Genomic DNA, 22,822 nt, shown 5'->3' with positions numbered 1-22,822 from the left:
TCCTTAAGTCGCAGCAAAGGCCCAGAGCGTGAAGCCCGTCCGATGGGCTTTGCGCTCAAAAGCGAACAGATTGAGCGCATTCTGATCGTAAAACCGGCTTCCACTTTTACTGAACGCGCTCCGCGGAAAAGGCGCGCAGTATAGGCGCCGACTTTGCGCCGGCAACCGAGCGTGCGTAGGATTTGTCACTCGCCCTGCAAAGTGATTCTGCGATGAAGATCTCTAACGCCGCCGCCGAGCCGTTCTCCGCCATCCGGCGGCGGGCGCTGGCGCAGGCGGGCGCCCAGGCGGCGCCGACCGCGGCGGCGGCCGACACCAGCGCCTTCCTCGGCCTGACGCCGGCCGACATGACCCCGGCGGTGCGGGCGGCGCTGCAGACCCTGATCACCGAGCTCGACGATCTGAAGCGTGAGGTGGCGCGGCTCAAGGCCCAGCTGGCCGAGGCCGAGGAGATGGCCGACCGCGACCCGCTGACGCCGGTGAAGAACCGCCGCGCCTTCGTGCGCGAGACCCAGCGCGCGGCCAATTTCCTGCGCCGCTACGGCGGGGCCGCCAGCGTCGTGTACTTCGACCTCGACGGCTTCAAGACCGTCAACGACCGCTTCGGCCATGCGGCCGGCGACGCCGCGCTGCGGGCGGTGGCCGAGCGGCTGGCGGCCAATGTCCGCGAATCCGACGTGGTCGGACGAATGGGCGGCGACGAGTTCGCCGTGGTCCTTACCCAGGCCGACAGGCGCACCGCCGAGGCCAAGGCCGAGTCCCTCGCCGCGCTGATCCAGCGCGAGCCGGTGCAATGCGGCGAGTGGTCGGTGCCGCTGCACATCTCGTTCGGCGTGCGCGAGATCGCCCCCGACGCCGACGCCGAGGTGGTGATCGCCGAGGCCGACGCGGTGATGTTCATCTCCAAGCGCTCCCGGCGCGCGGCCGACGGGCGCTAGCCGGTCCTCGAACGCTAGGGCGCGCCCAGCAGCGCGGCCGCCGCCTTCTCCTGGGCGTCCAGCTGCGGCTTGCGGAAGTGGCTGCGGATCGCGGCGCCGTCGTTGCCGAACTCCATCAGCTGGTCCGTCGCCGGGTCATACGCCGGCCAGGCGAGGCCGCCCGCGCAGGCCGGCGCGCCGGTCTTTGCGAATCCCACCCAGCAGGCGTGCGCCGCGCTGGCGATGGCGCGTTCTGACGGCGTGATCTGCGGCGTGCGGCCGGGCACCGCGTCCAGGCTGTCGAACACGAACGGGATCTCCGAGGCGTGGTTGGTTCCCGGCCGGGTCTGCCGCTGCCGCTCGGGCACATACGAGAAGTAATAGAGCCAGGCGGGCGCGCCGCCCGAGGCCCTTGCGGCGATCCAGCGCGCCGGCGCGCCCATGAACCGGTCGTTGAAGTTCACCCGCGCCAGTTCGGCGTCGGTGGGCGCTTCGGCGGCGTAGACCTGCTTCAGGTCCGGCGGCAGGTCCCCGGTCGCGGCCAGGCCGAAGCTGCCCAGCAGCGACGCCTCGTTGCTGTTCGAACCGATGATCAGCGGCACGTCCAGGGCGTGGCCGCGGGCGAACGCCTGGGTCGGCGTCTCGGTGAGCAGCCGGCCGTCCTCGGCCATGCCGCCCGCGCTCACCATCAGCTTGTCGGCCGGCAGGGCGCGCAGCTGCGCAGGCGTCGCCTTCGCGCCGGGCAGGCCCAGCCGCGTGGCCAGGTCGGCGCCCTGCGCCTCCCGCGTCGCCAGGTCGGCCGGCGGCTCCCAGCCGCCGCCGGATTCGACGATGGCCTTTTGGAAAAGGCCGTGGCTGGCGGGCGTCGACAGCAGCGTCAGGGTGTCCTGCCCGCCGGCGGACTCGCCGAACAGGGTGACGTTGCCCGGATCGCCGCCGAAGGCCGCGATGTTGCGCTTCACCCACTTCAGCACCGCGATCTGGTCCATCAGGCCATAGTTCACCAGCCCCTGGTCCTTCGGCGCCTCGGCGGTGAGGGCGGGGTGGGCGAAGAAGCCCAGTGCGCCGAGGCGATAGTTCATGGTCACCACGATCACCCCGTCACGGGCGAAGTTGACCGCGTCGTAGCTGGGGACGTTGGCGGCCCCGAACAGGTTGCCGCCGCCCGGGATCCAGACCATCACCGGGGCCTTGTGGCCCGCGCTGGCCAGGCCGACCGGCGCGGTGACGTCCAGGGTCAGGCAGTCCTCGCTGACCGGGCCCATGTATCCGCCGCCGTTCGGTCGCCCTTCGGGAACCGTCTGCATGCAGGCGGGGCCTGGGGTATCGGCGACGCGCTGTCCGTTCCAGGCGATCACCGGCGCTGGCGGCTTCCAGCGGCGGGGGCCGATCGGTGGGGCCGCATAGGGAATGGAGCGGAACACGGCGGCCGGGCCCTGCGCCTTGCCGACGACCACGCCGCCGTCCACCTTCGCCCTGGGCGGGCTGGCCTCGGCCCAGGCCGTCGCCGCGCCGCTGATCGCCACGGCCGCCGCCACGGCGCCTGCCCAACTCCGGATGTACGCCCTGCCGACCATGATCTTCTCCGCCCTGCGCGCGGACTGATCCCAAGGCGTGAAGCGGGCCCGCCGTCAAGCGCTCCGGGGCCTGGGCTGAGCGGGGGCTATCGCCTTGCGGCGCCCGTCCCCCTGGCCGAAGCTCGGCGGCCACCCTTGCGGCCGAGCGTGTCGACCAGCGCCCGGCGCACGTTGCTGGGCGTGTCGCCCTTCAGCTTGCGGAAGTGCCGGTTGAACTGCGAGATGTCCGTGTACCCCGCGGCATAGGCGATGTCGGCGATGGTCTTGCCCGCCTGCTGCTCGTCGGTGAAGGCCCGCAGGCAGGCCTCGATCCGCAGGCCGATCAGATCCTGGCGAAACGACCGGCCCTCCTGGGCGTACAGTTTGTGCACGTAGCGCCGCGACAGGCCCAGCGCCTCGGCGACGTCGCCGGGAGACAGTTCCGGGTCTGCGAAATTGCGCCGGATATGCTGGTTGATCTGTTCCATGCGCAGCTTGCGCATGGCCTGCCCGTCGTCGCGTTCCTGCGCCCAGCAGTCCTCCAGCACCGCGGAGACCAGCCCGCCGACCGCGTCCACCAGCGCGCCGGCGCCCAGGGGCGCGCGCTCCGGCTCGGTCAGGCCCTTCAGCAGCTGGTGCAGCAGCACCGCCACGCCCCCGGCATGGGCGCGCAGCGCGCCGCCCCTCAGGCGTTCGCGGGCGACGAATCGGGGGGCCAGCATGTGCGCCGGCGCCACCAGGGCGCTGAGCCGCCCGCCGTCGCCGATGCGCACGTCCACGGGCAGTTCCGACTCCAGCACCAGGATCTCGCCCGGCCGCAGCAGCTTCAGTCGTCCGTCGAAGGCGCGATACACCGCCTCGCCGGCGCCCAGCGCCGCCAGCAGCACCTGGGCGGACCGGGGGCTGGCGCTGGGCCGCGGCGCACAACGCAGCGCAGAGCGCGGGCCCATCTCCAGCACGAAGATTTCGCCTGTCCGGCGAAACACCGTCGGCGAGGCCGGATCTCCGCCAACACCCCCCTGCAGCGGCCATTCTCCCTTGGCCGGCAACGATTCGGCGCCACGCGTCGTGCGCCCGGACGGCGCCGCCCTCTGCCCCAGACCCATCCCCCGGCCCCTCCGCCTTATGTTAGCCTTAATCGCCCCTCCGCGACCGGATGTCGCGGGCGCCCTCTGTGCTAAGCGCCGGGAAACATGAACTTTCGTCCATCCGAACTGCCTGCGACGTAGTGCACTGATTGCATAGCCTAATTGGCCCGCCTGTCCAAGACGCCTTGATAGACTTCCTCTACAACACAAGCCGAACACCGTTCCCTGGGAGCGGTGTGCCCGCACGCAATGTGCCCAAGAAACGCTGAGGGGCTTCAAAAGCATGTCTCGTTCTAGCCGCGCTTCCGTCCGTAATCGGGTCTCGCTGCTCGCCACGTCCTCGTTCGTGGCGTCTTCGCTACTGGCCGGTGTCGGGGGCGTCGCCCTGACGACCTTCACCCCAGCGGTCGCGCTCGCGGCCACCTGCACCCAGAACCCCGGGCCATACAGCGCGCCGGCGACCTCGACCGGCGGCACGATCATCTGCGGTCCTGGCCCGATCAACAGCATCGGCTTCAAGTCGAACACCACGGGCACCAACCTGGCGCTGTCGGGCAACCTGGTGGTGAACGGTTCTGCGGCGGGCGACGGCGGCGTGCTGCTGACCTCGACCGGCGCGCAGAACCTGGCGGTCTATGTTCCGGTCGATGGCCTCTCGGGCGGCAGCATCAATTCCTCCGGTTCCGGCGATGCCGGCATCGCGGTGGTCAGCAACGGCGGCAATGTGCAGATCGCCAACGGCGGCGCCAGCGGCGCCTACGCCATGACGGTCACCGGCGCGACGGATGGCCTCTTCGCGACGACGACGGGCGGCGGCACGATCATCGTGACGGCCGGCGCCAACGTGACGGGCAATGCGGTCGACGGCATCGAAACCTCGGCCGCGACGGGGACGAGCAACACGACGATCAACACCGGCGTCACGGTCGCCGGCGCCAACTACGGCGTCGATGATCGTTCGACCGGCGGCAATATCACCCTGACCAACAACGGCACGGTGACGGGCAACGTTCGCCTGACCACCGGCGGCACGGGGACGGGCGTGGCCACGGCCAGCCTGGCCGGCAACGTCAACGGCAACAACTTCGGCACCGGCGCGGTGCAACTGATCGGCAACACCGACTCGTTCACCCAGACGGGTACGTCGGTGGTGACGGCGAGCAACAACCAGAACGGCGTGAACATCCTCGCCGGCACGGGCGGCGCCACGGTCAACACCTCGGCCGGCTCGGCCATCCACGGCTCCGGTTCGGGTACGGGCCTGGCGGTGAACTCCACCGGCAACGTCAGCGGCACGCTGAACGGCACGATCACCGGCGACTACGCCTCCGACATCAACGTCACCGGCGGCGCCACGGTCAACATGACCTATAACGGCACGGTCACCGGCACCAACGGCGGCGTCAATCAGACCTCCGTCGACGGCTCCAATACCGCCACCATCGGCGGTGCGGCGGTGATCACCTCCACCGGCGCGGTCGGCAACAACGCGGCTCTGAACGTGAAGTCCACGGGCATCGGCGCGGTCACGGTGACGGCCACGGCGCCCGGCTCGGTGATCCACACCACGGGCGGCACGGGCGCGGCGGTCGACGCCGAGACCAACACCGGCGCACTGTCGGTGGACGTCAGCGGCGCGACGGTGACCAGCTCGGGCGGCGCGGGCGTGATCGCCAAGATCAACGGCGCCACGAACGCAGCGCTCAACGTGACCACCGGCGCGGTGACGGGCGCCACCGGCGGCGTCCTCGCCTCCAACGCGGGCTCCGGCTCGGCAACCGTCGAGACCAAGGGCATTGTCCAGGGCGGCACGGGCGCCGGCGTCTCGGTGACGGCCAACACATTCGGCGGCAACAGCGTCTCGGTCACAGCCGATGCGAACGTGACGGGCGCTACCGGCATTGCGGTGTCGAACACTGGCTCTGGAAACTCCTCGGTGACGGTCAACAATGGTTCGACCGTCACGTCGACCGCTGGTGCGGGCATCTCCCTCACCGATTCCTACGCCTTCAACGCGCATAGCTCGAGCGTCACCTTGAACGGGGGCTCTTCGGTTGCCGCGACTGGCGGTAGCGGCATCGTGGTCACACACAACGGCTTTGGCCCTGGCTTTATCGGCAATACGGCGAGCGTGACCCTGAACGGCACGGGCGGCACGATCACGTCGACGGGCGCCGGCGGTCAGGCGGGCATTCAGGTCACCAGCAGCAACGTGTTCGGCGGCGCGGGCAGCGCCGACGTCACGACGAACACCAATCTTGGCATTACGGTCGGCGCGACGGGCGGCAACGGCGACATTGGTATCGCCGCCGCGACCGATGACCGGAACTTCGGCAACGGCGCCACGGTGACGCTGGGCGCCACCAACACCATCACGGTGGGCAGCGCTGGCGCAACGGGTGGTGTCGGCGTGGAGGCGCTCGCCCAGAGCGGCGGTCTCGCCAATGGCGCCGCGGCGGTGCATGGCGGCGCGGGCGATACTATCAGTGTCACCGGCTCCGGCGCGGTCGGCGTGCAGGCGGTGGCTGACAACAGCAACGCCACGGTCGACAGCTTCACCGGCGGCTCCATCACGGTGACCAACAGCGCCACCGGCGGCGCGGGCGTTCTGGCTCAGACCGGCAACAATGGTTCTGCCAGCGTGACCCTGGGTACGACCTCGGTCACCAACACCAACGGCCGCGGCATTGTTGTCGCGTCGGTGAACGGCCCCGCCTCGGCCACGACCGGCGGCAATGTCACCAGCACCAACGGCAACGCCATCGACGTTACGGCGTCGGGCGTTGGCGCGGTGTCGGCGACGGTGTCGCCTGGCGCGGCGCTGATCCAGGCGACCAACGGCGCGGGCATCAACGCGGTGGCGAACACCGGCGGGGTGACGGTGCTGACCGGCGCCGGCACGGACGTCAGCTCGGGCACGGGCGGCTTTGCCTCGATCAACGCTTCCGACACCGGCACGGCCGGCTCGGTCAGCGTGACCACCAACGGCACGGTGGGCGCGGGCGTGACGACGGGCGGCGGCGACGGCATCGACGCGACGATCACCAACAACACCAACGCTGGCACGGTGACGGTGAACGCCAACGGCAACGTGACGGCGGCGCAGACGGGCATCAACGCGACGACCAACGGCCAGGGCGCGGTGACGGCGACGTTCGCCGGCACGCAGCTGACGGCGGCGGGCGGCGACGGCATCAACGCGGCGAACTTCAACACGGCCAACACCCAGGACGTGACCGCCAACGCCAACGGCAACATCACCGCCAACAACCGCGGCGTGAACGCCCAGACCAACGGCACGGGCAATGTGATCGTCAACCAGGCGGCCGGGACCACGATCCTGACCACCAACGGCGACGGCATCCGTGCGCGTCAGACCGGCACGGCGGGCGCCATCACGGTGACGGCCGACGGCGCCATCGGCACGGCGGCGGCTCCGGTGGGCCATGACGGCATCTCGGCGCAGATCGAGAACAACGTCGGCAACGCCTCGTCGCTGAGCGTCACCGCCCAGGGCAACATCTACGCCAACACCTACGGCATCCACGCCAAGGACGCCGAGAACGGCTCGGTGACGGTCAACTACGGCACGGCCAACCCGGCCGCGATCGTGATGCAGACCGGCAACAACGGCATCTTCGCCGAACAGACCAACGCGCTGAACAACTCGGCGGTGTCGGTCACGGTCGGCGGCGGCGCGGGCACGGTGGCGATCACCTCCACGGGCGGCAACGGCGTGCTGGCGACCACCAACGCGCACGGCAACGTGTCGGTGACCACGGCGGCGAACGCCTCGGTGACCGGCCTGTCGGGCATCGTGGCGACCAACACCGCCGACAACACCGCCTTCGGGACGGTGACGGTGGATGCGGAAGGCAATGTGACGGGCACGGGCGCGGGCGGCGGGGTCAACGCCCTGACCGGCGCGGTGACCGGCTTCGGCGGCCAGGGCATCGTGGCCACCACCAGCACCAACGGCAACGTGACGGTCACGCAAGGGGCCGGCAAGACGATCACGGCGGCCACCGACGGCATCGACGCGACCAACACCTCCGGCATCAACGGGGCGGTGACGGTCAACGTCAACGGCACGATCAACGCCGGCGCCAACGGCGTGGTGGCGGCTGACGCCACCACCGGCAACGACCAGATCGCGGTCAACACGGCGGTCGGTTCGGCGATCACCACCACCGGCGGCACGGGCATCATCGCCTACAGCAACGGCATCGACGGCACGGTGTCTGTGCTCAGCCAAGGCGCGGTGAACGCCACGGGCGGCCTGGGCATCGACGCCGAGATCACCAACGTGGCCAATGGCTCGAACGTGTTCGTCGGCAACGACACCACCCAGACGGGCTCGGTGACGGCGACCGGCACGGGGATCCTGGCCCAGACCGTCGGCACGGGGAACGTGACGGTGGAGACGGCGGCCGGCTCGACGGTGTCCAGCACCGGCGGCGACGGCATCTTCGCCAACGCCCTGGGCGGCGGCAACGCCCGCGTGGTGGCCAACGGCGCGGTGTCCGGCGACCCGGGCATCAAGGTCAACGCCGTCGGCAACGGCTCGGCGACCACCGACACCTTCGCCAACGTCACCGGCCTGCAGCAGGGCATCCTGTCGACCACGGTCAACGGCCCGAACGTCGTCAACGTCCACACCGCCGGCTCGGTGGTGAAGGGCGGGACCGGCGCGGCGGTCGAGGCGGACGCCAGCGGCTCGGGCTCGGTGTCGGTGAGCACCGATGCGGGCACGGACCTGGAGAGCACCTCGGGCTCGGGCGTGCTGGTCACCAGCAACACCGGCAACCTGACGGTGCTGTCGAACGGTTCGATCGGCGCCACCACCGCGGTGGGCGTCGACGGCGTGACGGCCACGATCAGCAACGCCGCCTCGGGGGGAACCATCTCGGTGACCACCGGCGCGGGTGCGGTGAAGGCCGCCGCTGACGGCGTCAACGCCACCAGCGCCGGCACGGGCCAGATCACCGTGAACACCGGCAACGGTGCGATCACGGCCGGGGCCATCGGCGTCAACGCGGCCTCCACCGGCGGCGGCAACGTCACGGTGACGGGCGGCTCGGGCACGATCGCCGGCAACGGCGGCGTCAACGCCACGACCACGGGCGGCACGGGCATCGTCTCGGTGACCACCAACGGCACGGTGACGGGCGTCAACGCGGCGGGCATCAAGGCCACCACCAGCAACGGCGCCATCACGGTGACCGCCAATGGCGCGGTGAGCACCTCGGGCAGCGGCAGCGGCGTCGTCGCCGCGGCGGGCGGCGCCAACGCGGTGACCGTCAACACCCAGGGCGTCAGCGCCAACGGCGGGGCCTGGGGCATCAACGCCTCCAGCCTCGGCGGCAACGTCGGCGTGACCAACGCCGGCGCGGTCAGCGGCCTGAGCGGCATCAACGCGACCACCACCCTCGGCGGCACGGTGACCGTGAACGCGGTCGGCGGTTCGGTGACGGCGCTGGGCTCGGGCGGGACCGGCATCAACGCCGTGACCACCGGCACGGGCAATGTGACGGTGCAGACGGCCGCGGTGACGGCGACGGCGGGCACGACCTCGATCGGCGTCAACGCCGCCAGCGGCTCTGGCAACGTCGGGGTGCAGACCAACGGCGTGGTCAACGCCTCCGGCACCGGCGTGGCTGCGGCCACCGGCGGCGCCGGTTCGGTCAACGTCCTGACCGTGGCGGCGGTGACCGGCACGAACGGCACGGGGATCTCCACCACCGGCGGCACGGGCGGCTCGACCGTCCGCGCCGAGGCGGCGGTGAGCGGCGGCGCGTTCGGCATCAACTCCTCCTCCACCGGCACGACCGCCGTGACGTCCGATCCGGGCGTGGCGGTGTCGGCGAGCGCCGGCACGGGCATCCAGGCCTCGGGCGTGACCACCACGGTCACGGCCGGCGGCACGGTGACCGGCACGGGCGGCTCGGGCATCATCGCTTCCTCCACCACCGGCAATGTGACGGTGACGGCGGCCAAGGCGGTGAGCGGCACGGCCGGTGACGGCATCAAGGCGACCGCCGCGGGCGGCAACGTCTCGGTGGCGGCTTCCGACACGGTGTCGGGCACGACCTCGGGCATCACCACGGTGGCCACGGGCGCCGGCACGACCAGCATCACCGCCGCCAAGACGGTGACGGCGACGGCCGGCGACGGCATCAAGACGACGGCGGCCAACGGCCTGACCACGATCACCGCGGCGGACATCACCGCGGCGGGCGGCAGCGGCGTGAACGCCACGGGCACGGCCACCACGGCCACCCAGGGCGGCTTCAACGTCAACGTCACCGGGCCGATCCTCGGCATCGGCGGCGGCCTGGTGGACGGCATCCGGATCACCGACAACTCGGCGGTGACCTCGGCCGGCATCACCCTGACCAACACCGGCAATATCGGTTCGGCGACGGTGGCGCAGCAGCCCACGGGCGATGGCATCAAGACGACGATCACCAACGCCGCCAACGGCGCGAACATCACGGTGACCAACTCGGGCGCGATCTTCGACAACGGCGGCAAGGCCGGCATCGAAGCGACCTCGGCCGGTGCGGGCACGGTGAGCGTGACCAACAGCGGCGCCATCGATCCGGCCGCCTACGGCATCTACGCCAAGAGCGGCGGGACGGTGAACGTCAGCAACACCGCCACGATCACCGCGGGCACGGGCATCCATGCCGACAGCACCACGCTCGGGGCCAACACCGTCACGGTGCTGGGCTCGGGCGCGATCACGGCCACGAGCGGCAACGGCATCGAGGCTTCCTCGACCGGCACTGGCGCGGTGAGCGTCGGCCAGTCGGGCAACGCCTACTCCGGCGCCATCTCGGCCACGGGCTCGACCTCGGCGGTGGGCGTCAGCGCCACCGGCGTGGGCGCGGTCAACGTCTACACCTCCTCGACCGTCATCGGCGGCGGCACGGGCATCAGCGCGGTTAGCTCTGGTGCGGGTGCGGTCACGGTGAGCGCCACCAGCGCGGTCACGGGTCAGAACGCCATCGGCGTGAAGGCCTCCAGCGCGGGCGGCAACGTCACGGTCGGCACGGTGGGCGTGTCGGGCAAGACCTTCGGCATCAACACCACCACCTCCGGCACGGGCGTCACCTCGGTGAGCACGAACGGCACGGTGACGGCGTCGGCCGGCACGGCGATCAGCGCGACGACGACGGGCTCCGGCCAGGTGACGGTGACCAACGTGGGCACGACCACGGGTACGGGCGGCTCGGGTGTGGTGGCCGGTTCGACCGGCGGCGGCGCGGTGACGGCGAACGTGGCCGGCGTGACCACCGGCACGGCGGGCTACGGCGTGTCGGCGACGACCACGGGCGGCAACGCCGCGGTGGTGGTCAACGTCAGCCCCGGCGCCAGCATCTCGGGCACGGCGGGCGGCATCCTGGCCACCGCGGCGGGCTCGGGCAATGTGACGGTCAACGCCCAGAACATGTCGGGCTCGGGCACGATCACGGCGAGCGGGGCCGGCACGCGCGGCATCGACGCCGAGAGCGGCACGGGCGCGGTGGACGTGGAGTCCTACAACCAGGGCATCTCGGCCACCAAGACCGGCATCTACGCCTCCAGCGCCGGCAACATCGGCGTGGGGACCACGTTCGGCTCGGTGTACGGCCCGATCAGCGGCATCTCCGGCGCTGGCTCGGCGGGCATCGATGCGGAAGGCGCGGGCGCCGGCTCGATCACCATCAACTACAGCAACCTGGGCAGCGGGGCCGGCATCACCGGCGCCGGGGCGGGGGCGGCCTACGGGATCGAAGCCAACAACACCTCCGGCACGATCGCGATCACCACGTCGAACAACGGTGTGGGCGTCGCCTCGATCACCAACATCAACACCGACGGGATCCTGGCCACCACCAACAACAACACTGGTGGCATCACGATCACCAACAACCAGAACATCTTCATGAACGCCGGCTCTGACGCGGGCATCAAGGCGGTGAACCTGGGGACCGGCACGGTGACGGTGTCGAACTCGGCGACGATCGATCCGGCGGCCTACGGCATCTACGCCAAGGGCGGCGGCAACGTGGTGGTGTCGAACTCGGGCGCGGTGACGGCGGGCGTGGGCATCCACGCCGACTCGACCGGCACGAACGCCACCAGCGCGGTGACGGTGACGTCTTCGGGCAATACCGTGACCGGCACGAGCGGCAACGGCATCGAAGCGTCCAACACCGGCTCCGGCTCGGTGAGCGTGACGGCCAACGCGGCGAACCTGACCACCGTGCAGACGGCGGTGAGCGGCGCCACGAACGGCATCAGCGCCACCTCGACGGGCGGCGGCGCCATCGGCGTCTCCACCATCGGCAACGTGTCGGGCGGTTCTGCGGCCGGCATCGTGGCCTCGACGTCGGGGGCCAACGCCAACGTCGCGGTGACCACGGCCAGCCAGTCGAACCTGCCGTCGGGGACCTACAACACGGTCTCGGGGGTCACCTACGGCGTGCAGGCCACCTCGGTGGGCTCGGGCGCCACCAGCGTGACCACCGGCACGATCGTGACGGCCTCGGGCGCGGGCACGGTCAACAGCAAGACCGGCCCGGTGGGCATCAGCGCCACGGGCGGCACGGGCGGGGTCACCGTCACGGCCAACCGCAACGTCACGGCCGCCAACGGCCGGGCCATCGTCACCAGCAGTGGCGCCGGCGGCACGGTCAGCATCGGCTCGGGGGCGATCGCCACCGGCCTGGGCGACGCCACCCACGCGGTGGTGGACGTGACCACCGCGTCCGGCTCGACGACCACCATCAACAACGCCGGCACGATCACCTCGGTGAACGCCTCGCCGGCCGCCTACCTGGACCTGGCGATCAAGGGCACGACCGGCAATGTGGCGGTGAACAACACCGGCGCTCTGCTGGGCCGGGTCGACTTCTCGGGCCTGACCGGAACCAACGCGGCCAGCGTGAGCAACGCGGCCGGGGGGGTGTGGCACACCAACGGGACCTCGACCTTCTCCGGCGGGGCTGACAGCGTCTCCAACACCGGCACGATCTTCACCGGCGCGGCGACCACCCTGGCCTTCGGGGCCGGGACCGACAGCTTCGCCAACAACAAGGGCGGCGTGGTGATCGCCGGGGAGCTGACCGGCGCCTCGACCCTGACCCTGACCGGCCTGGAGACCTTGACCAACAACGGCAAGATCTACTTCGGCAGCCAGAACGCGGGCTCCACCACCGACGGGCAGATCAACGACGCCATCATCGCGTCGGGGGCCACCCTGGGCGGGACGGGCACGCTGCTGATGGACGCCAACCTCAGCACCGTCACCCAGGCCGGCTGTGCGTCGCTGACCGCGGCGGACTGCCTGCAGGTGTCGGGCACGGCGGCCGGGACCAACCAGGCCATCGTGGTGGTCGACACCAAGGCGGCTCCGCTGGGCGGCTTCCTGGGGACCACCACCGGCATCGTGCTGGTGCAGGGCGCCGGCTCGGCGGCGGCCAGCTACCACCTCGACCCGACCTCGACCTGGTTCGTGGCCGGCGGCACGCCGTACTACGGCGGCGCCACCAACGTGCTCGATAAGCCGGGGATGTTCTTCTACGACCTGGCCAACGACGGCACGAACGAACTGCTGGTCTCCGCGCCCAAGCTGCCGGCGTTCCAGTTCGCCCAGATCGGGGCCATCGCCGGCGACACCTGGTACACCACCACCCAGTCCTGGTTCGACCGTCAGGCCGACCTGCGCGACGCCCTCGACGGCCGCGCCACCGGCTCGCAGCCGGCGGTGTGGATGAAGATCGTCGGCGACTGGGGACGGCGTGACTCGACCGAGACCCTGACCCTGGCCAACAAGACCTACACCTACGACACCTCCTACCGTGGCGACACGGCGGCGGTGATCGCCGGGGTGGACCTCTTGAACGTCACCGACAAGGACAAGGCCTGGGTCGTGGGCGTGCAGGGCGGCTACGTCGACGCCAACGAACGCTTCCGTCAGGGCGGCACGCGCCTGAACCTGACCGGCGGCGTGGTGGGCGTCTACGCCACCTACCTGCAGGGCGGGCTGTTCGTCGACGGCATCATCAACGGCAACATCCTGACCGGGAACTGGAACATCCCCGGCCTGGGCGCCACCGTCGCGCCGTGGACCGCCTCCAGCCACGTCAACACCTGGGGCGGCCAACTGGAAGCCGGCTACGCCTTCCCGATCGGCGCCTCGTCCTTCGTCGAACCGCTCGGCTCGATCGCCTACGGCCGCACCACCACCGGTCAGCTCGTGCTGCCCGGCGCGACCCAGACCATCGGCAACGCCGACACCCTGCGCGGCAGCCTGGGCGGCCGGATCGGCACCACCGCCTCCTTCCAGTACTACAAGGTCAAGGTGGCCCTGGAAGGCCGCGTCTGGGACGAGTTCGACGGCAAGACCAACACCGCCCTCTCCGCGGGCGGCATCTTCAACAACTTCAACGACATCAACGGCGTCTACGGCGAGATCAAGGGCGAAGCCAACCTGTTCGCAGTCGGCAACAACCTCTCCGCCTTCCTCAACTCCGGTGTGAAGTGGAAGTCCCGCTACCAGGACACCTCCGTCACCCTCGGCGTCCGCTACCAGTGGTAGGCTGAAAGGCCCGATACCGGGTCAGAAGCAGCGTCCCGCCGGTCGGCAAGGCCGGCGGGACGTCCGCCCCCCCGGGCGGCCCGGGCCGTCGAGGACGTCGCCGATGCCAAACCTCTTCACAACACCGCAAACCGGGCCGGCGGCCGTCTCCGCCGCGAGTCCGGCAGCGACCACAGCGCGGCGGGCGACCTACGGCCAGATCCAGGCGCATTGCCGGCGCGCGTACGGCTTCACGCCGCAGACCTGCTGGATCGCCGACGTCCTGGCCGAACAGGGCCTCACCCGGCGCCAGGCGCCCAACCGCAAGAACCCCGACGCGCCGCGCAAGCCGTGCCCCCCGCACCGCAAGGCCGAGCTGGTCCGCGCCATACGCGCCCTGGGCATGCTGATGGTCGACAAGGGGCTGGACTAGGTCCGGCCCAGCCACAGACCGCCGCTCGCCGAACGAACATCGTTGACCGCCGATTCACCGTCTCTCTAGGCCGGAAAATTAAGTCCGCCGGCCGATAACGGACCCGCGCCGAAGTCGAACCTGGTCCGCAAGAGGCTGGGGGGCGCGGGAACGAGGAGCACGGTGGATCTGGCCTGGTGGATCTCGCACATCACTCACGCCTGGCTGACCAGCCTGGTGCGTGACGGCGGGCGCTATGCGGCCTTCTCCGTAGCCGTGTGGCTGCTGCTGTGGGTGGCGCTGCGCCGGCCGCTGGCCGGGCGCAAGATCCGCGCCGCGACGCCGCCGGTGCGCCAGCTGCTGGTGGAATTCCTGACCTCGATCCGCTCGGTGGCGGTGTTCGCCACCGCGACCGTGGCGATGATCGTCGCCTCACGCTGGGGCCTCTATCCCCTGGTCCGGGTGGCGCACGCCTGGGGCCCGGTGTGGTTCTGGGCCTGCCTGGCGCTGATGATCCTGGCGCACGACGCCTATTACTACTGGACCCACAGGGCGATGCACTGGGGGCGGTTCGCCGTCATCCACCGCCGCCATCACCGCAGCGCCAATCCCTCGCCGTTCAGCGCCTATTGCTTCAGCCTGGGCGAGGCGGCGCTGATGGTCTCGTTCGTGGTGATCTGGCCCTGGCTGGTGCCCACGCCCTGGGGCGTGATCCCGCTCTTCATCATCCACCAGATCGCCCGCAACACCCTGGCGCACTGCGGCTATGAACTGGCGCCCGCGCGCGCCGACGGCCGGCCGGTGTTCGACTGGCTGACCACCACCACCCACCACGACCAGCACCACGCCCACGCCGGCTACAATTTCGGCCTCTATTTCACCTGGTGGGACCGCTGGATGGGCACCGAGCATCCGCAGTACCATGCCGCCTTCGCCCGGGCGGCCGGGCGCAAGGCCCCCGCCCCCGCCCCTTCCGCCGCGCCGGCCGAGATCGCCGCGGCCGGCTGAGGCCGCCTGGCCGTCTCCCGCCGGCTCCCGATCGGCGACCCTTCCACCCCCTGAACCAACGCCCGCCGAGCGCATTGCCCCTGCAGGCGAGCGGTGCGGCTGCGGCGTGCAAGACGGCGGGCGCCGGACCGTTCCCTGATGACCCATCAGCAGGAGCGGCGCGATGTCGAAGACGGTGGCGGAGGTGATGGTCGAGGTGCTGACGGGCGCCGGCGCGAAGCGCTGCTACGGGGTGCCGGGCGACACGCTGAACTATTTCACCGACGCCGTGCGCCGCTCGCCCCTGCGCTGGGTGCACGTGCGCCACGAGGAGGCCGGGGCGATGGCCGCCGGCGCCGACGCCCTGCTGAGCGACGAGCTGGCCCTCTGCGCCGGCTCCTGCGGGCCGGGCAGCCTGCACTTCATCAACGGGGTCTGGGAGAGCAACCGCAACCGCGCGCCGGTGGTGCTGATCGCCAGCCAGGTGATCCGCGACGAGCTGGGCTTCGACTTCCCGCAGGAGGTGGACTTCAAGGCCGTCTACGCCACCGGCACGGTGTTCTGCGAGGAGATCCGCACCCCGGCCCAGGCGCGGCGGATGACGGCGATGGCGGCGCAGGCGGCGCTGTCGGGGCGCGGCGTGGCGGTGCTGATCGTGCCGGTCGACGTATCGATGGCCACGGCGCCGGACGAGCCGGCGTTCGCCGTGCATCGCGCCCGGCCGGTGGTGCGGCCCAGCGACGCCGAGCTCGACCGCATCGCCGAGGCGCTGAACCAGGGCGGCAAGATCACCGTCTATGGCGGCTCCGGCTGCGCCGGAGCGCACGACCAGGTGGTGGCCCTGGCGGCGAAGCTGCAGGCCCCGGTGGCGCGCACCTCCCGCGCCAAGGACTTCCTGGAGCACGACAACCCCTATGACGTCGGGATGACCGGCGTGTTCGGCGCCAAGGGCGGCTACGACGCCCTGACCGCCTGCGACACCCTGCTGCTGCTGGGCTGCGACTTCGCCTGGCGGCAGTTCTACCCGACCAAGGCGACCATCATCCAGGTGGACATCGACGGCGCGCACCTGGGCCGCCGCCACCCGGTGGACATCGCCGCGGTGGGCGACATCGGTCCCACCCTGGACGCCCTGCTGCCGCGCCTGCGCCCGCGCGACGACCGCAGCTTCCTGGACGCCGCCCTGGCCGAACACGCCAAGGCCGGCGCCAGGCTGGAGAAGCACGCGGTGGCGGACAAGGGGCCGATCCACCCGCAATACCTGACCGAGACCATCGCCCGCCACGCCGCGCCGGACGCGATCTATACCGCCGACGGCGGCTCGCCGATGGTCTGGAGCCTGCGCCACGTGGCCTCCACAGGGCGCAACCGGGTGCTGACCAGCCTCAGCCACGGCACCATGGCCAACGCCATGCCCCAGGCGCTGGGGGCGCAGGCGGCCTATCCAGGCCGGCAGGTGATCTCGCTGTCCGGCGACGGCGGGCTGGCGATGCTGCTGGGCGACCTGCTGACCACGATCCAGGAGGCGCTGCCGATCAAGGTCTGCGTGTTCGACAACGGCTCGCTGGGCTTCGTCGAGCTGGAACAGAAGGTCGAAGGGCTGCTGGACGCCTACACCGACCTGAAGAACCCGGACTTCGCCCGCGTGGCCGAGGCCATCGGCCTTTGGGGGCGGCGCGTGGAGCACGCCGCGGATCTGGAGAGCGCGGTGCAGGCCTGGCTTGCCCAGCCGGGGCCGGCGCTGCTGGACGTGGTGGTGGCCCGCAGCGAACTGGTAATGCCGCCCAAGGTCGAGGCCAGGCAGGTGTTCGGCACGGCGCTCTATTCGGCCAAGGCGGTGCTGGCCGGCCGCGGCGCCGACGTGGCGGCCCTGGTCAAGGGGGCGCTGGAGTAGCCTGCGGCCCCCCGACAGCGCGAGATTGTCCGGCGCCGCATCGGGTTTTGTGCTATGGAAGCTGGCGTGGGCGGCGATGGATGCGTCCACCGCGGGAACGCGCGCCGACCCTGGCGTGTCCTGAACAACCCACAGCCTCTATCCGTCGCGGCGCACGACGACGGGAAGGTCCTTCCGACGACCGTCCGATCGCAGGCCCTGCGCGGGCGAGCGTTCTCCCGCCCAGAAAGGCGCCGCTATGCACGACCATCCCCCGGCCGGCGATCCGCCAGCCGACCTCAAGCCGGCCGATGGCGAGGACGCGCAGATCAGCCGCGAGCACCAGGCCGAGCACCAGCGATCGCCGGAGGATGGGGCGGGCGACGAGGTGGTGCAGCGCTGGCACGACCTGCGGGAGATGCTGATCCGCCAGCTGGACCAGTTCGAGACCGGCGGGCTGACCCTGCGGGCCAACGACGTGGACGTCTCCGCCGCCGCGGTCACCGACCTGAAGCGCAGCATCCTGGAGTTCGACGCCCTGATCTCGCAGGCGGCGATCGGCGCGACGGGACGATGAACCCGCTGCGCCTGCAGTCCGGCTTTCGCATCAGCTACGACTGCCCCCTGCCCGTGCCGATGATGCTGATGCTGAGCGTGCATCCCTCGCGGCGCGGCGACCTGGAGACGCCGGACTGGCTGGTCACCGACCCGGTGCTGCCGGTGCGGCTGTACATCGACGGCTATGGCAACCTCTGCAGCCGGCTGCTGGCGCCGGCGGGACGGCTGACGCTGTCGGCCGACTTCGTGGTGCGCGACGACGGGCAGATCGACCCCTACGAGCCCCAGGCCGTACAGCACCTGGTGCAGGACCTGCCGGACGAGGTGCTGCTCTACCTGCTGGGCAGCCGCTATTGCGACACCGATCGGCTGACGCAGCTGGCCTGGACGCTGTTTCGCGACACGCCGCTGGGCTGGGCCAGGGTGCAGGCGGTCGCCGACTATGTGCACGAACGGATCGTGTTCGACCACGCCGCCGCGCGGCCGGACAAGACCGCCTACCAGGCCTGGGAGGAGCGCGCCGGCGTCTGCCGCGACTACGCCCACCTGGCGGTGGCGTTCTGCCGCTGCCTGAACATCCCCGCGCGGTATTGCACCGGCTACCTGGGCGACATCGGCGTGCCGGTGGTGGGGGCGATGGATTTCAGCGCCTGGTTCGAGGTCTACCTGGGCGGGGCCTGGCGCACCTTCGACGCGCGCAACAACATGCCGCGCATGGGCCGCGTGCTGATCGCCACGGGCCGCGACGCGGTCGACACGCCGATCGCCACCACCTTCGGCGACGCCAAGCTGGTGGGGTTCGAGGTGATCAGCCTTGAGGCGCCGCCAGTGGCCGCGCCGCCAGTGGCCGCGCCCCCGCCCACCCAGGGCGAGGTCGGGTAAGGCGGCCCTGGCACTTCGTCGGCGGGGCGGCGGCCGCTCAGGACTTGGTGATCAGCTCGCTGGTGTCGACGCCGCCGGGGGTGACCAGCACGCCCAGGAAGCGCATCTCGCCTCCCGCATAGCTGATGTCCGAGACGGCGAGCGTGCCGTCGCGCTTCAGCAGGCTGGCGTCGCCCAGGGTCAGGCGAAGAGTCATCTTATCGCGCTGCCCCCCGGCCTGCTCGGCGTCCTCGATCTCTTTGCGGAAACGGGCGCCAGGGGCGTCGCGGCGGCGGGCAGAGGGCGGGTTGGCCATGGGCTTCACGTGGTGAGCGCGAAGTAGCCGGCTTCGCCGCTGACCCGCACGAGGCAGGGACGACCGGCGTCCTGCATCTCGCGGGCCCGACGATTGGCCGCCGCCTTGGACACCTGCTGTTCGCTGGACTGCCCGAACACTTCGCCTTCGAGCTCGACGGCCCACGCGCCTTCGTGGCGCAGCACGGTCAACACCGCGCGATCTGAATTGACTCGCATAACCTCTTCTTAACGCATTACGCCCGCTCACCTAGAGTTTTTTTCCAAATTGACTTGCAAAAAAAGCCAGTCTGGCCTAATTATACCCAATCGAATTTCGTTTCGGCTCTGCGCGACTCCGCAAGAGATCTTTGATTTCTGCTGCGGAACTACCCTGACGTCCTATCCGAAAATTTGATCTCACTCGCCAAACGGGGCGTGAGAACTCATGTCCGGAAAGGGACAATCCATGGCAACCGGGACCGTGAAGTGGTTCAATGACCAAAAGGGCTTCGGCTTCATTCAGCCGGACGCCGGTGGCAACGATGTGTTCGTGCACATCTCCGCCGTCGAACGCGCCGGCCTCAGCGGCCTGCAAGAAGGCCAGAAGCTGAGCTTCGAGCTCGAACAGGACAAGCGCAGCGGCAAGATGTCCGCTGGCCAACTGCAAGCCGCGGGCTAAGCCCCCGGCCTGCAGGGCGGCCCGCCTCGGCGGGTTCGCCCCTGCGACGCAAATGAGCGCGCCGGCCTTGTGGCCGGCGCGCTTTTTTGTGTTTTGTCAGAAGGCGCCGGCCAGGCCGCCGGCCACCGCCAGGGCGGCCACGGCCGCGGCGCAGCCCAGGCTGCAGACGACGACGACCCAGCCCAGCGGCGTCAGCACGCTCCGCCGCCTCGCGCGCCCGCCCTCCCCGCGCCGCACTCAGGCCGCCGTTGACGTCCGTGCAGGCGCCTTTCGCCGGGCGACCTTCACAGGGGCCGGCTTGGCCTCCACCCGGGCGGCCAGTTCGGCCTCGATCAGCGGCAGAAGGGTGGCGGCGTCGCGCTGGCGCTGCCCGTCCGGGCCGGCGGCCAGGCGTTCGGCATTGTCCCTCAGGGTGCCGAGGGCGGCGTTGTCGTAGGCATGCAGATTGTCGGCCAGGGCCATCGGTTCTCCAGTTCAGGGCCGAACGCCCCACACAGGCGCGAACGGCCGCCTCCGCACCGTTTTGGGCGCGTAGGCTGACGTTCGCGTCTGTGAGGATCCGTTTCCACGCGCCTGCGCCGATTGCGCCGCGTGACTCAAGGGCCTGTCGCTCCAATGTGGCCCCTTGGACGTCTCGCCGCAATGGCCGGCGCGGAAAGGGGTCGGCGCGGAGCGGGCGGCTCAGTCGCGCTGGGCGACCGATCCGGTCTCCACCAGCTCCAGCAGCAGGGCCAGGGTGGCCTCGCCGGACCCCTCGAACGGATCGAGGGTGGCGCTCTTGAAGTACTTCAGCAGCAGGGCCGCGTTCAGCGAGGCGGTGTCCACCTTGCCCATGCTCCAGAGCGAGAACTTGCGGGTGCGGATCTCGCGGTAGGACAGCAGGCGCACGCCGGCATGGCGGCGGTCGCCGACGATGCGGTTGTAGAGGTCGTTGACCTCGTCACGACCGCCCTCCAGCACCTGGATGAACACGTCGCCGGCGACGCACAGCAGGCCCGTGACGCCCTTTTCGGCGTTGCGCCGGCGGGAGATGGCGACGATCTCGGCCACGGCGCGGGCGTCGCCCGGGACCGTGGCCCTGCTCGCATAGAGGCAGCGCACCAGCATGGGTCAGGCCTTCAGGCTGAGGAGGGAGAGAAACTCGCGGCGCAGGGCCGGATCCTTGAGGAAGGAGCCGCGCATGACGCTGTTGATCATCTTCGCCTCGCTGTCCTTGACCCCGCGCCAGTGCATGCAGAAGTGGTCGGCCTCCATCACCACGGCCAGGCCGTCGGGCTTGACCTTGCGCATCAGCAGGTCGGCCAGCTGGCTGATCGCCTCCTCCTGGATCTGCGGGCGCGACATGATCCAGTCGGCCAGGCGCGCGTACTTCGACAGGCCGATCAGGTTGGAGTGCTCGTTGGGCATCAGGCCGATCCACAGCCGGCCCATGATCGGGCACAGGTGGTGGCTGCAGGCGCTGCGGATGGTGATCGGGCCGACGATCATCAGCTCGTTCAGCGCCTCGACGTTGGGAAACTCGGTGACCTCTGGGGCGTCGACGTAACGGCCGCGGAACACCTCGGTCAGGTACATCTTGGCGACGCGCCGGGCGGTCTCGCGGGTGTTGTGATCGCCGGAGACGTCGATCACCAGGCTTTCCAGCACCGCCTGCAGGCGATCCTCCACCTCGGCGGCCAGTTCCTCCAGCTCGCCGGGGGCGATGGCGAAGGCGATGTTGTCATTGGCGTGGAAGCGCCGGCCGCCCTCGACGAGGCGCGAGCGGATGCGCTGGGACACCGGCACGCCGGGGGTGGCGATGGGCGCGGCTGGCGCGCGGTCCGTCTCGGCGGCGCCCTCGGGCGTATCGTTCGACATGCCGCCCTTATACGGGAGAACCGGGGGATTGGTTCAACAGACCGTAGACTTCCGGCAGTGAGCGCCGCCCCCGGCCAGCTGGCCGAGGGCGCCACTTACGCGGCGCTGGAACCAGGGGATCAGGGTCAGCGCCGCGGACAATACGCGCCAGCGGCGAACTCGATCCCTGTCCGGCGCCGATTGTGGAGCGGCTCAGCCTTCGCCACGTCCGACGCTGTCCAGCCGGGCCAGGACGCCCGCTGGCAGCTCGAGTTCGGCGGCCGCCAGGTTCTCGCGCAGATGGCCGACGGAGCCGGTGCCGGGGATCAGCAGGATGTTGGGCGCACGGTGCAGCAGCCAGGCGAGCGCGGTCTGCAGCGGCGTGGCGCCCAGGTCGGCGGCGACCTCGGACAGCACGGAGGACTGCAGCGGCGAGAAGCCGCCCAGGGGGAAGAACGGCACATAGGCGATGCCCGCGGCCACCAGTTCGTCCACCAGGGCGTCGTCGGCCCGGTGAGCCAGGTTGTAGAAGTTCTGCACGCAGACCACCGGCGCGATGCGCCGCGCCTCGGCGACCTGGGCGGAGGTGGCGTTGCTGAGTCCCAGATGGCGGATCAGGCCCTGCCGCTGCAGCTCGGCCAGCGTCGAGAAGCCCTCCGCGATCGAGCCCTCGCTGGGCTGGTGAATGTCGCCCATGACCCGCAGGTTGACCACGTCGATCACGTCGCGGCCGAGGTTGCGCAGGTTGTCATGCACCGCACTGGTCAGCTCGGCGGGGGTGAAGGCCGGGTTCCAGGAGGCGTCGGCGCCGCGCCGGGCGCCGACCTTGCTGACGATGGTCAGGTGGTCCGGATAGGGCGACAGGGCCTCGCGGATCAGCTGGTTGGTGACGTGCGGACCGTAGAAGTCGCTGGTGTCGATGTGGTCGACCCCGCTGGCCACGGCCTCGCGCAACACGGCCCGGGCGGCCTCGGGATCCTTTGGCGGGCCGAACACGCCGGGCCCGGCCAGCTGCATGGCGCCGTAACCCATGCGTTTCACGGTGCGGTCGCCGAGCGTGTAAGTTCCGGCGGTGGCGAGGTCGGTCATGGGCGGGTCTCCTGAAGGGCCACCGCTATATGTCCCCCGCCCCGCCATCCGATAATCCCACACGATCGGGACGACCTGTTCGCCAAGGCGAACAATGGCGCC

Annotated in this window: 16 protein-coding genes; 8 read left to right on the top strand and 8 right to left on the bottom strand. The window is 70.6% G+C overall.

Annotated elements, in window-relative coordinates:
* The first annotated feature begins 212 nt into the window (after nucleotides 1-212).
* Complete coding sequence (locus ACO2Q3_RS21545; RefSeq protein ID WP_423310346.1) at nucleotides 213-938, top strand: GGDEF domain-containing protein; 726 nt, start codon at nucleotides 213-215, stop codon at nucleotides 936-938.
* Nucleotides 939-952: 14 nt separating this feature from the next.
* Here the strand turns inward: ACO2Q3_RS21545 and ACO2Q3_RS21540 are convergent, their stop codons facing one another.
* Together ACO2Q3_RS21540 and ACO2Q3_RS21535 are read right to left on the bottom strand one after the other, a co-directional pair.
* Nucleotides 953-2,494, bottom strand: a complete 1,542-nt coding sequence (locus ACO2Q3_RS21540; protein WP_423310344.1) for a carboxylesterase/lipase family protein — start codon at nucleotides 2,492-2,494, stop codon at nucleotides 953-955.
* An 86-nt stretch (nucleotides 2,495-2,580) separates the two neighbouring features.
* Entirely contained in the window at nucleotides 2,581-3,423 is an 843-nt protein-coding gene (locus ACO2Q3_RS21535) for a helix-turn-helix domain-containing protein (protein ID WP_423310404.1), read from the bottom strand.
* A 421-nt stretch (nucleotides 3,424-3,844) separates the two neighbouring features.
* Between ACO2Q3_RS21535 and ACO2Q3_RS21530 the strand changes: the two genes are divergently transcribed.
* The 6 genes from ACO2Q3_RS21530 (at nucleotide 3,845) to ACO2Q3_RS21505 (ending at nucleotide 18,840) form a co-directional block, all read left to right on the top strand.
* Nucleotides 3,845-14,149: a hypothetical protein gene (locus tag ACO2Q3_RS21530; protein ID WP_423310342.1), complete on the top strand. Its 10,305-nt coding sequence runs from the start codon at nucleotides 3,845-3,847 to the stop codon at nucleotides 14,147-14,149.
* A 103-nt stretch (nucleotides 14,150-14,252) separates the two neighbouring features.
* The gene (locus ACO2Q3_RS21525) at nucleotides 14,253-14,561 is read left to right on the top strand and encodes a hypothetical protein (protein ID WP_423310340.1); all 309 of its coding nucleotides are present in this window, start codon (nucleotides 14,253-14,255) and stop codon (nucleotides 14,559-14,561) included.
* Nucleotides 14,562-14,723: 162 nt separating this feature from the next.
* Nucleotides 14,724-15,548 carry a sterol desaturase family protein gene (locus ACO2Q3_RS21520; RefSeq protein ID WP_423310338.1) on the top strand — a complete coding sequence of 275 codons (825 nt, stop codon included), beginning with the start codon at nucleotides 14,724-14,726 and terminating at the stop codon, nucleotides 15,546-15,548.
* Between the two features lie 163 nt (nucleotides 15,549-15,711).
* Nucleotides 15,712-17,421 (top strand): thiamine pyrophosphate-dependent enzyme, encoded by a 1,710-nt coding sequence (locus ACO2Q3_RS21515; protein ID WP_423310336.1) that lies wholly within the window; start codon nucleotides 15,712-15,714, stop codon nucleotides 17,419-17,421.
* A 238-nt stretch (nucleotides 17,422-17,659) separates the two neighbouring features.
* Nucleotides 17,660-17,977 carry a hypothetical protein gene (locus ACO2Q3_RS21510; protein WP_423310334.1) on the top strand — a complete coding sequence of 106 codons (318 nt, stop codon included), beginning with the start codon at nucleotides 17,660-17,662 and terminating at the stop codon, nucleotides 17,975-17,977.
* Nucleotides 17,974-18,840, top strand: a complete 867-nt coding sequence (locus ACO2Q3_RS21505) for a transglutaminase-like domain-containing protein (protein WP_423310332.1) — start codon at nucleotides 17,974-17,976, stop codon at nucleotides 18,838-18,840. Before ACO2Q3_RS21510 ends, ACO2Q3_RS21505 begins: the two co-directional genes overlap by 4 nt.
* A 37-nt stretch (nucleotides 18,841-18,877) precedes the next feature.
* Here ACO2Q3_RS21505 and ACO2Q3_RS21500 read toward each other — a convergent pair whose 3' ends face one another.
* Nucleotides 18,878-19,135 carry a hypothetical protein gene (locus ACO2Q3_RS21500; protein WP_423310331.1) on the bottom strand — a complete coding sequence of 86 codons (258 nt, stop codon included), beginning with the start codon at nucleotides 19,133-19,135 and terminating at the stop codon, nucleotides 18,878-18,880.
* 5 nt (nucleotides 19,136-19,140) lie between these two features.
* Complete coding sequence (locus tag ACO2Q3_RS21495) at nucleotides 19,141-19,326, bottom strand: hypothetical protein (protein WP_423310329.1); 186 nt, start codon at nucleotides 19,324-19,326, stop codon at nucleotides 19,141-19,143.
* A 256-nt stretch (nucleotides 19,327-19,582) separates the two neighbouring features.
* Between ACO2Q3_RS21495 and ACO2Q3_RS21490 the strand changes: the two genes are divergently transcribed.
* Nucleotides 19,583-19,795: a cold-shock protein gene (locus ACO2Q3_RS21490; RefSeq protein WP_423310327.1), complete on the top strand. Its 213-nt coding sequence runs from the start codon at nucleotides 19,583-19,585 to the stop codon at nucleotides 19,793-19,795.
* A 237-nt stretch (nucleotides 19,796-20,032) separates the two neighbouring features.
* On the opposite strand, the gene ACO2Q3_RS21485 is transcribed toward ACO2Q3_RS21490, so the two are convergent.
* From ACO2Q3_RS21485 to ACO2Q3_RS21470, 4 genes are all read right to left on the bottom strand, one after another.
* Nucleotides 20,033-20,257 carry a hypothetical protein gene (locus ACO2Q3_RS21485; protein WP_423310325.1) on the bottom strand — a complete coding sequence of 75 codons (225 nt, stop codon included), beginning with the start codon at nucleotides 20,255-20,257 and terminating at the stop codon, nucleotides 20,033-20,035.
* A gap of 219 nt (nucleotides 20,258-20,476) precedes the next feature.
* Nucleotides 20,477-20,902, bottom strand: coding sequence for a BLUF domain-containing protein (locus tag ACO2Q3_RS21480; RefSeq protein WP_423310323.1), 426 nt, complete (start codon nucleotides 20,900-20,902; stop codon nucleotides 20,477-20,479).
* A 3-nt stretch (nucleotides 20,903-20,905) separates the two neighbouring features.
* Entirely contained in the window at nucleotides 20,906-21,652 is a 747-nt protein-coding gene (folE, locus tag ACO2Q3_RS21475; protein WP_423310321.1) for a GTP cyclohydrolase I, read from the bottom strand.
* A 192-nt stretch (nucleotides 21,653-21,844) separates the two neighbouring features.
* Nucleotides 21,845-22,720 (bottom strand): aldo/keto reductase family oxidoreductase, encoded by an 876-nt coding sequence (locus ACO2Q3_RS21470; protein ID WP_423310319.1) that lies wholly within the window; start codon nucleotides 22,718-22,720, stop codon nucleotides 21,845-21,847.
* Nucleotides 22,721-22,822 lie beyond the last annotated feature (102 nt).

It is taken from the genome of Caulobacter sp. KR2-114, assembly GCF_049446115.1.
Taxonomy (GTDB): Bacteria; Pseudomonadota; Alphaproteobacteria; order Caulobacterales; family Caulobacteraceae; genus Acaudatibacter.
Note: the sequence above shows the minus strand (reverse complement) of the source record. Positions and strands in the feature narration are given on the sequence as shown.

Bases quoted from the DNA above. Each gene is read 5' to 3' on its own strand.
- ACO2Q3_RS21485 (WP_423310325.1), bottom strand. From the start codon at position 20,257: ATGGCCCTGGCCGACAATCTGCATGCCTACGACAACGCCGCCCTCGGC.
- ACO2Q3_RS21545 (WP_423310346.1), top strand. From the start codon at position 213: ATGAAGATCTCTAACGCCGCCGCCGAGCCGTTCTCCGCCATCCGGCGG.
- ACO2Q3_RS21505 (WP_423310332.1), top strand. From the start codon at position 17,974: ATGAACCCGCTGCGCCTGCAGTCCGGCTTTCGCATCAGCTACGACTGC.
- ACO2Q3_RS21515 (WP_423310336.1), top strand. From the start codon at position 15,712: ATGTCGAAGACGGTGGCGGAGGTGATGGTCGAGGTGCTGACGGGCGCC.
- ACO2Q3_RS21470 (WP_423310319.1), bottom strand. From the start codon at position 22,720: ATGACCGACCTCGCCACCGCCGGAACTTACACGCTCGGCGACCGCACC.
- ACO2Q3_RS21530 (WP_423310342.1), top strand. From the start codon at position 3,845: ATGTCTCGTTCTAGCCGCGCTTCCGTCCGTAATCGGGTCTCGCTGCTC.
- ACO2Q3_RS21480 (WP_423310323.1), bottom strand. From the start codon at position 20,902: ATGCTGGTGCGCTGCCTCTATGCGAGCAGGGCCACGGTCCCGGGCGAC.
- ACO2Q3_RS21525 (WP_423310340.1), top strand. From the start codon at position 14,253: ATGCCAAACCTCTTCACAACACCGCAAACCGGGCCGGCGGCCGTCTCC.
- ACO2Q3_RS21535 (WP_423310404.1), bottom strand. From the start codon at position 3,423: ATGGGCCCGCGCTCTGCGCTGCGTTGTGCGCCGCGGCCCAGCGCCAGC.
- ACO2Q3_RS21540 (WP_423310344.1), bottom strand. From the start codon at position 2,494: ATGGTCGGCAGGGCGTACATCCGGAGTTGGGCAGGCGCCGTGGCGGCG.
- ACO2Q3_RS21490 (WP_423310327.1), top strand. From the start codon at position 19,583: ATGGCAACCGGGACCGTGAAGTGGTTCAATGACCAAAAGGGCTTCGGC.
- folE (WP_423310321.1), bottom strand. From the start codon at position 21,652: ATGTCGAACGATACGCCCGAGGGCGCCGCCGAGACGGACCGCGCGCCA.
- ACO2Q3_RS21500 (WP_423310331.1), bottom strand. From the start codon at position 19,135: ATGGCCAACCCGCCCTCTGCCCGCCGCCGCGACGCCCCTGGCGCCCGT.
- ACO2Q3_RS21510 (WP_423310334.1), top strand. From the start codon at position 17,660: ATGCACGACCATCCCCCGGCCGGCGATCCGCCAGCCGACCTCAAGCCG.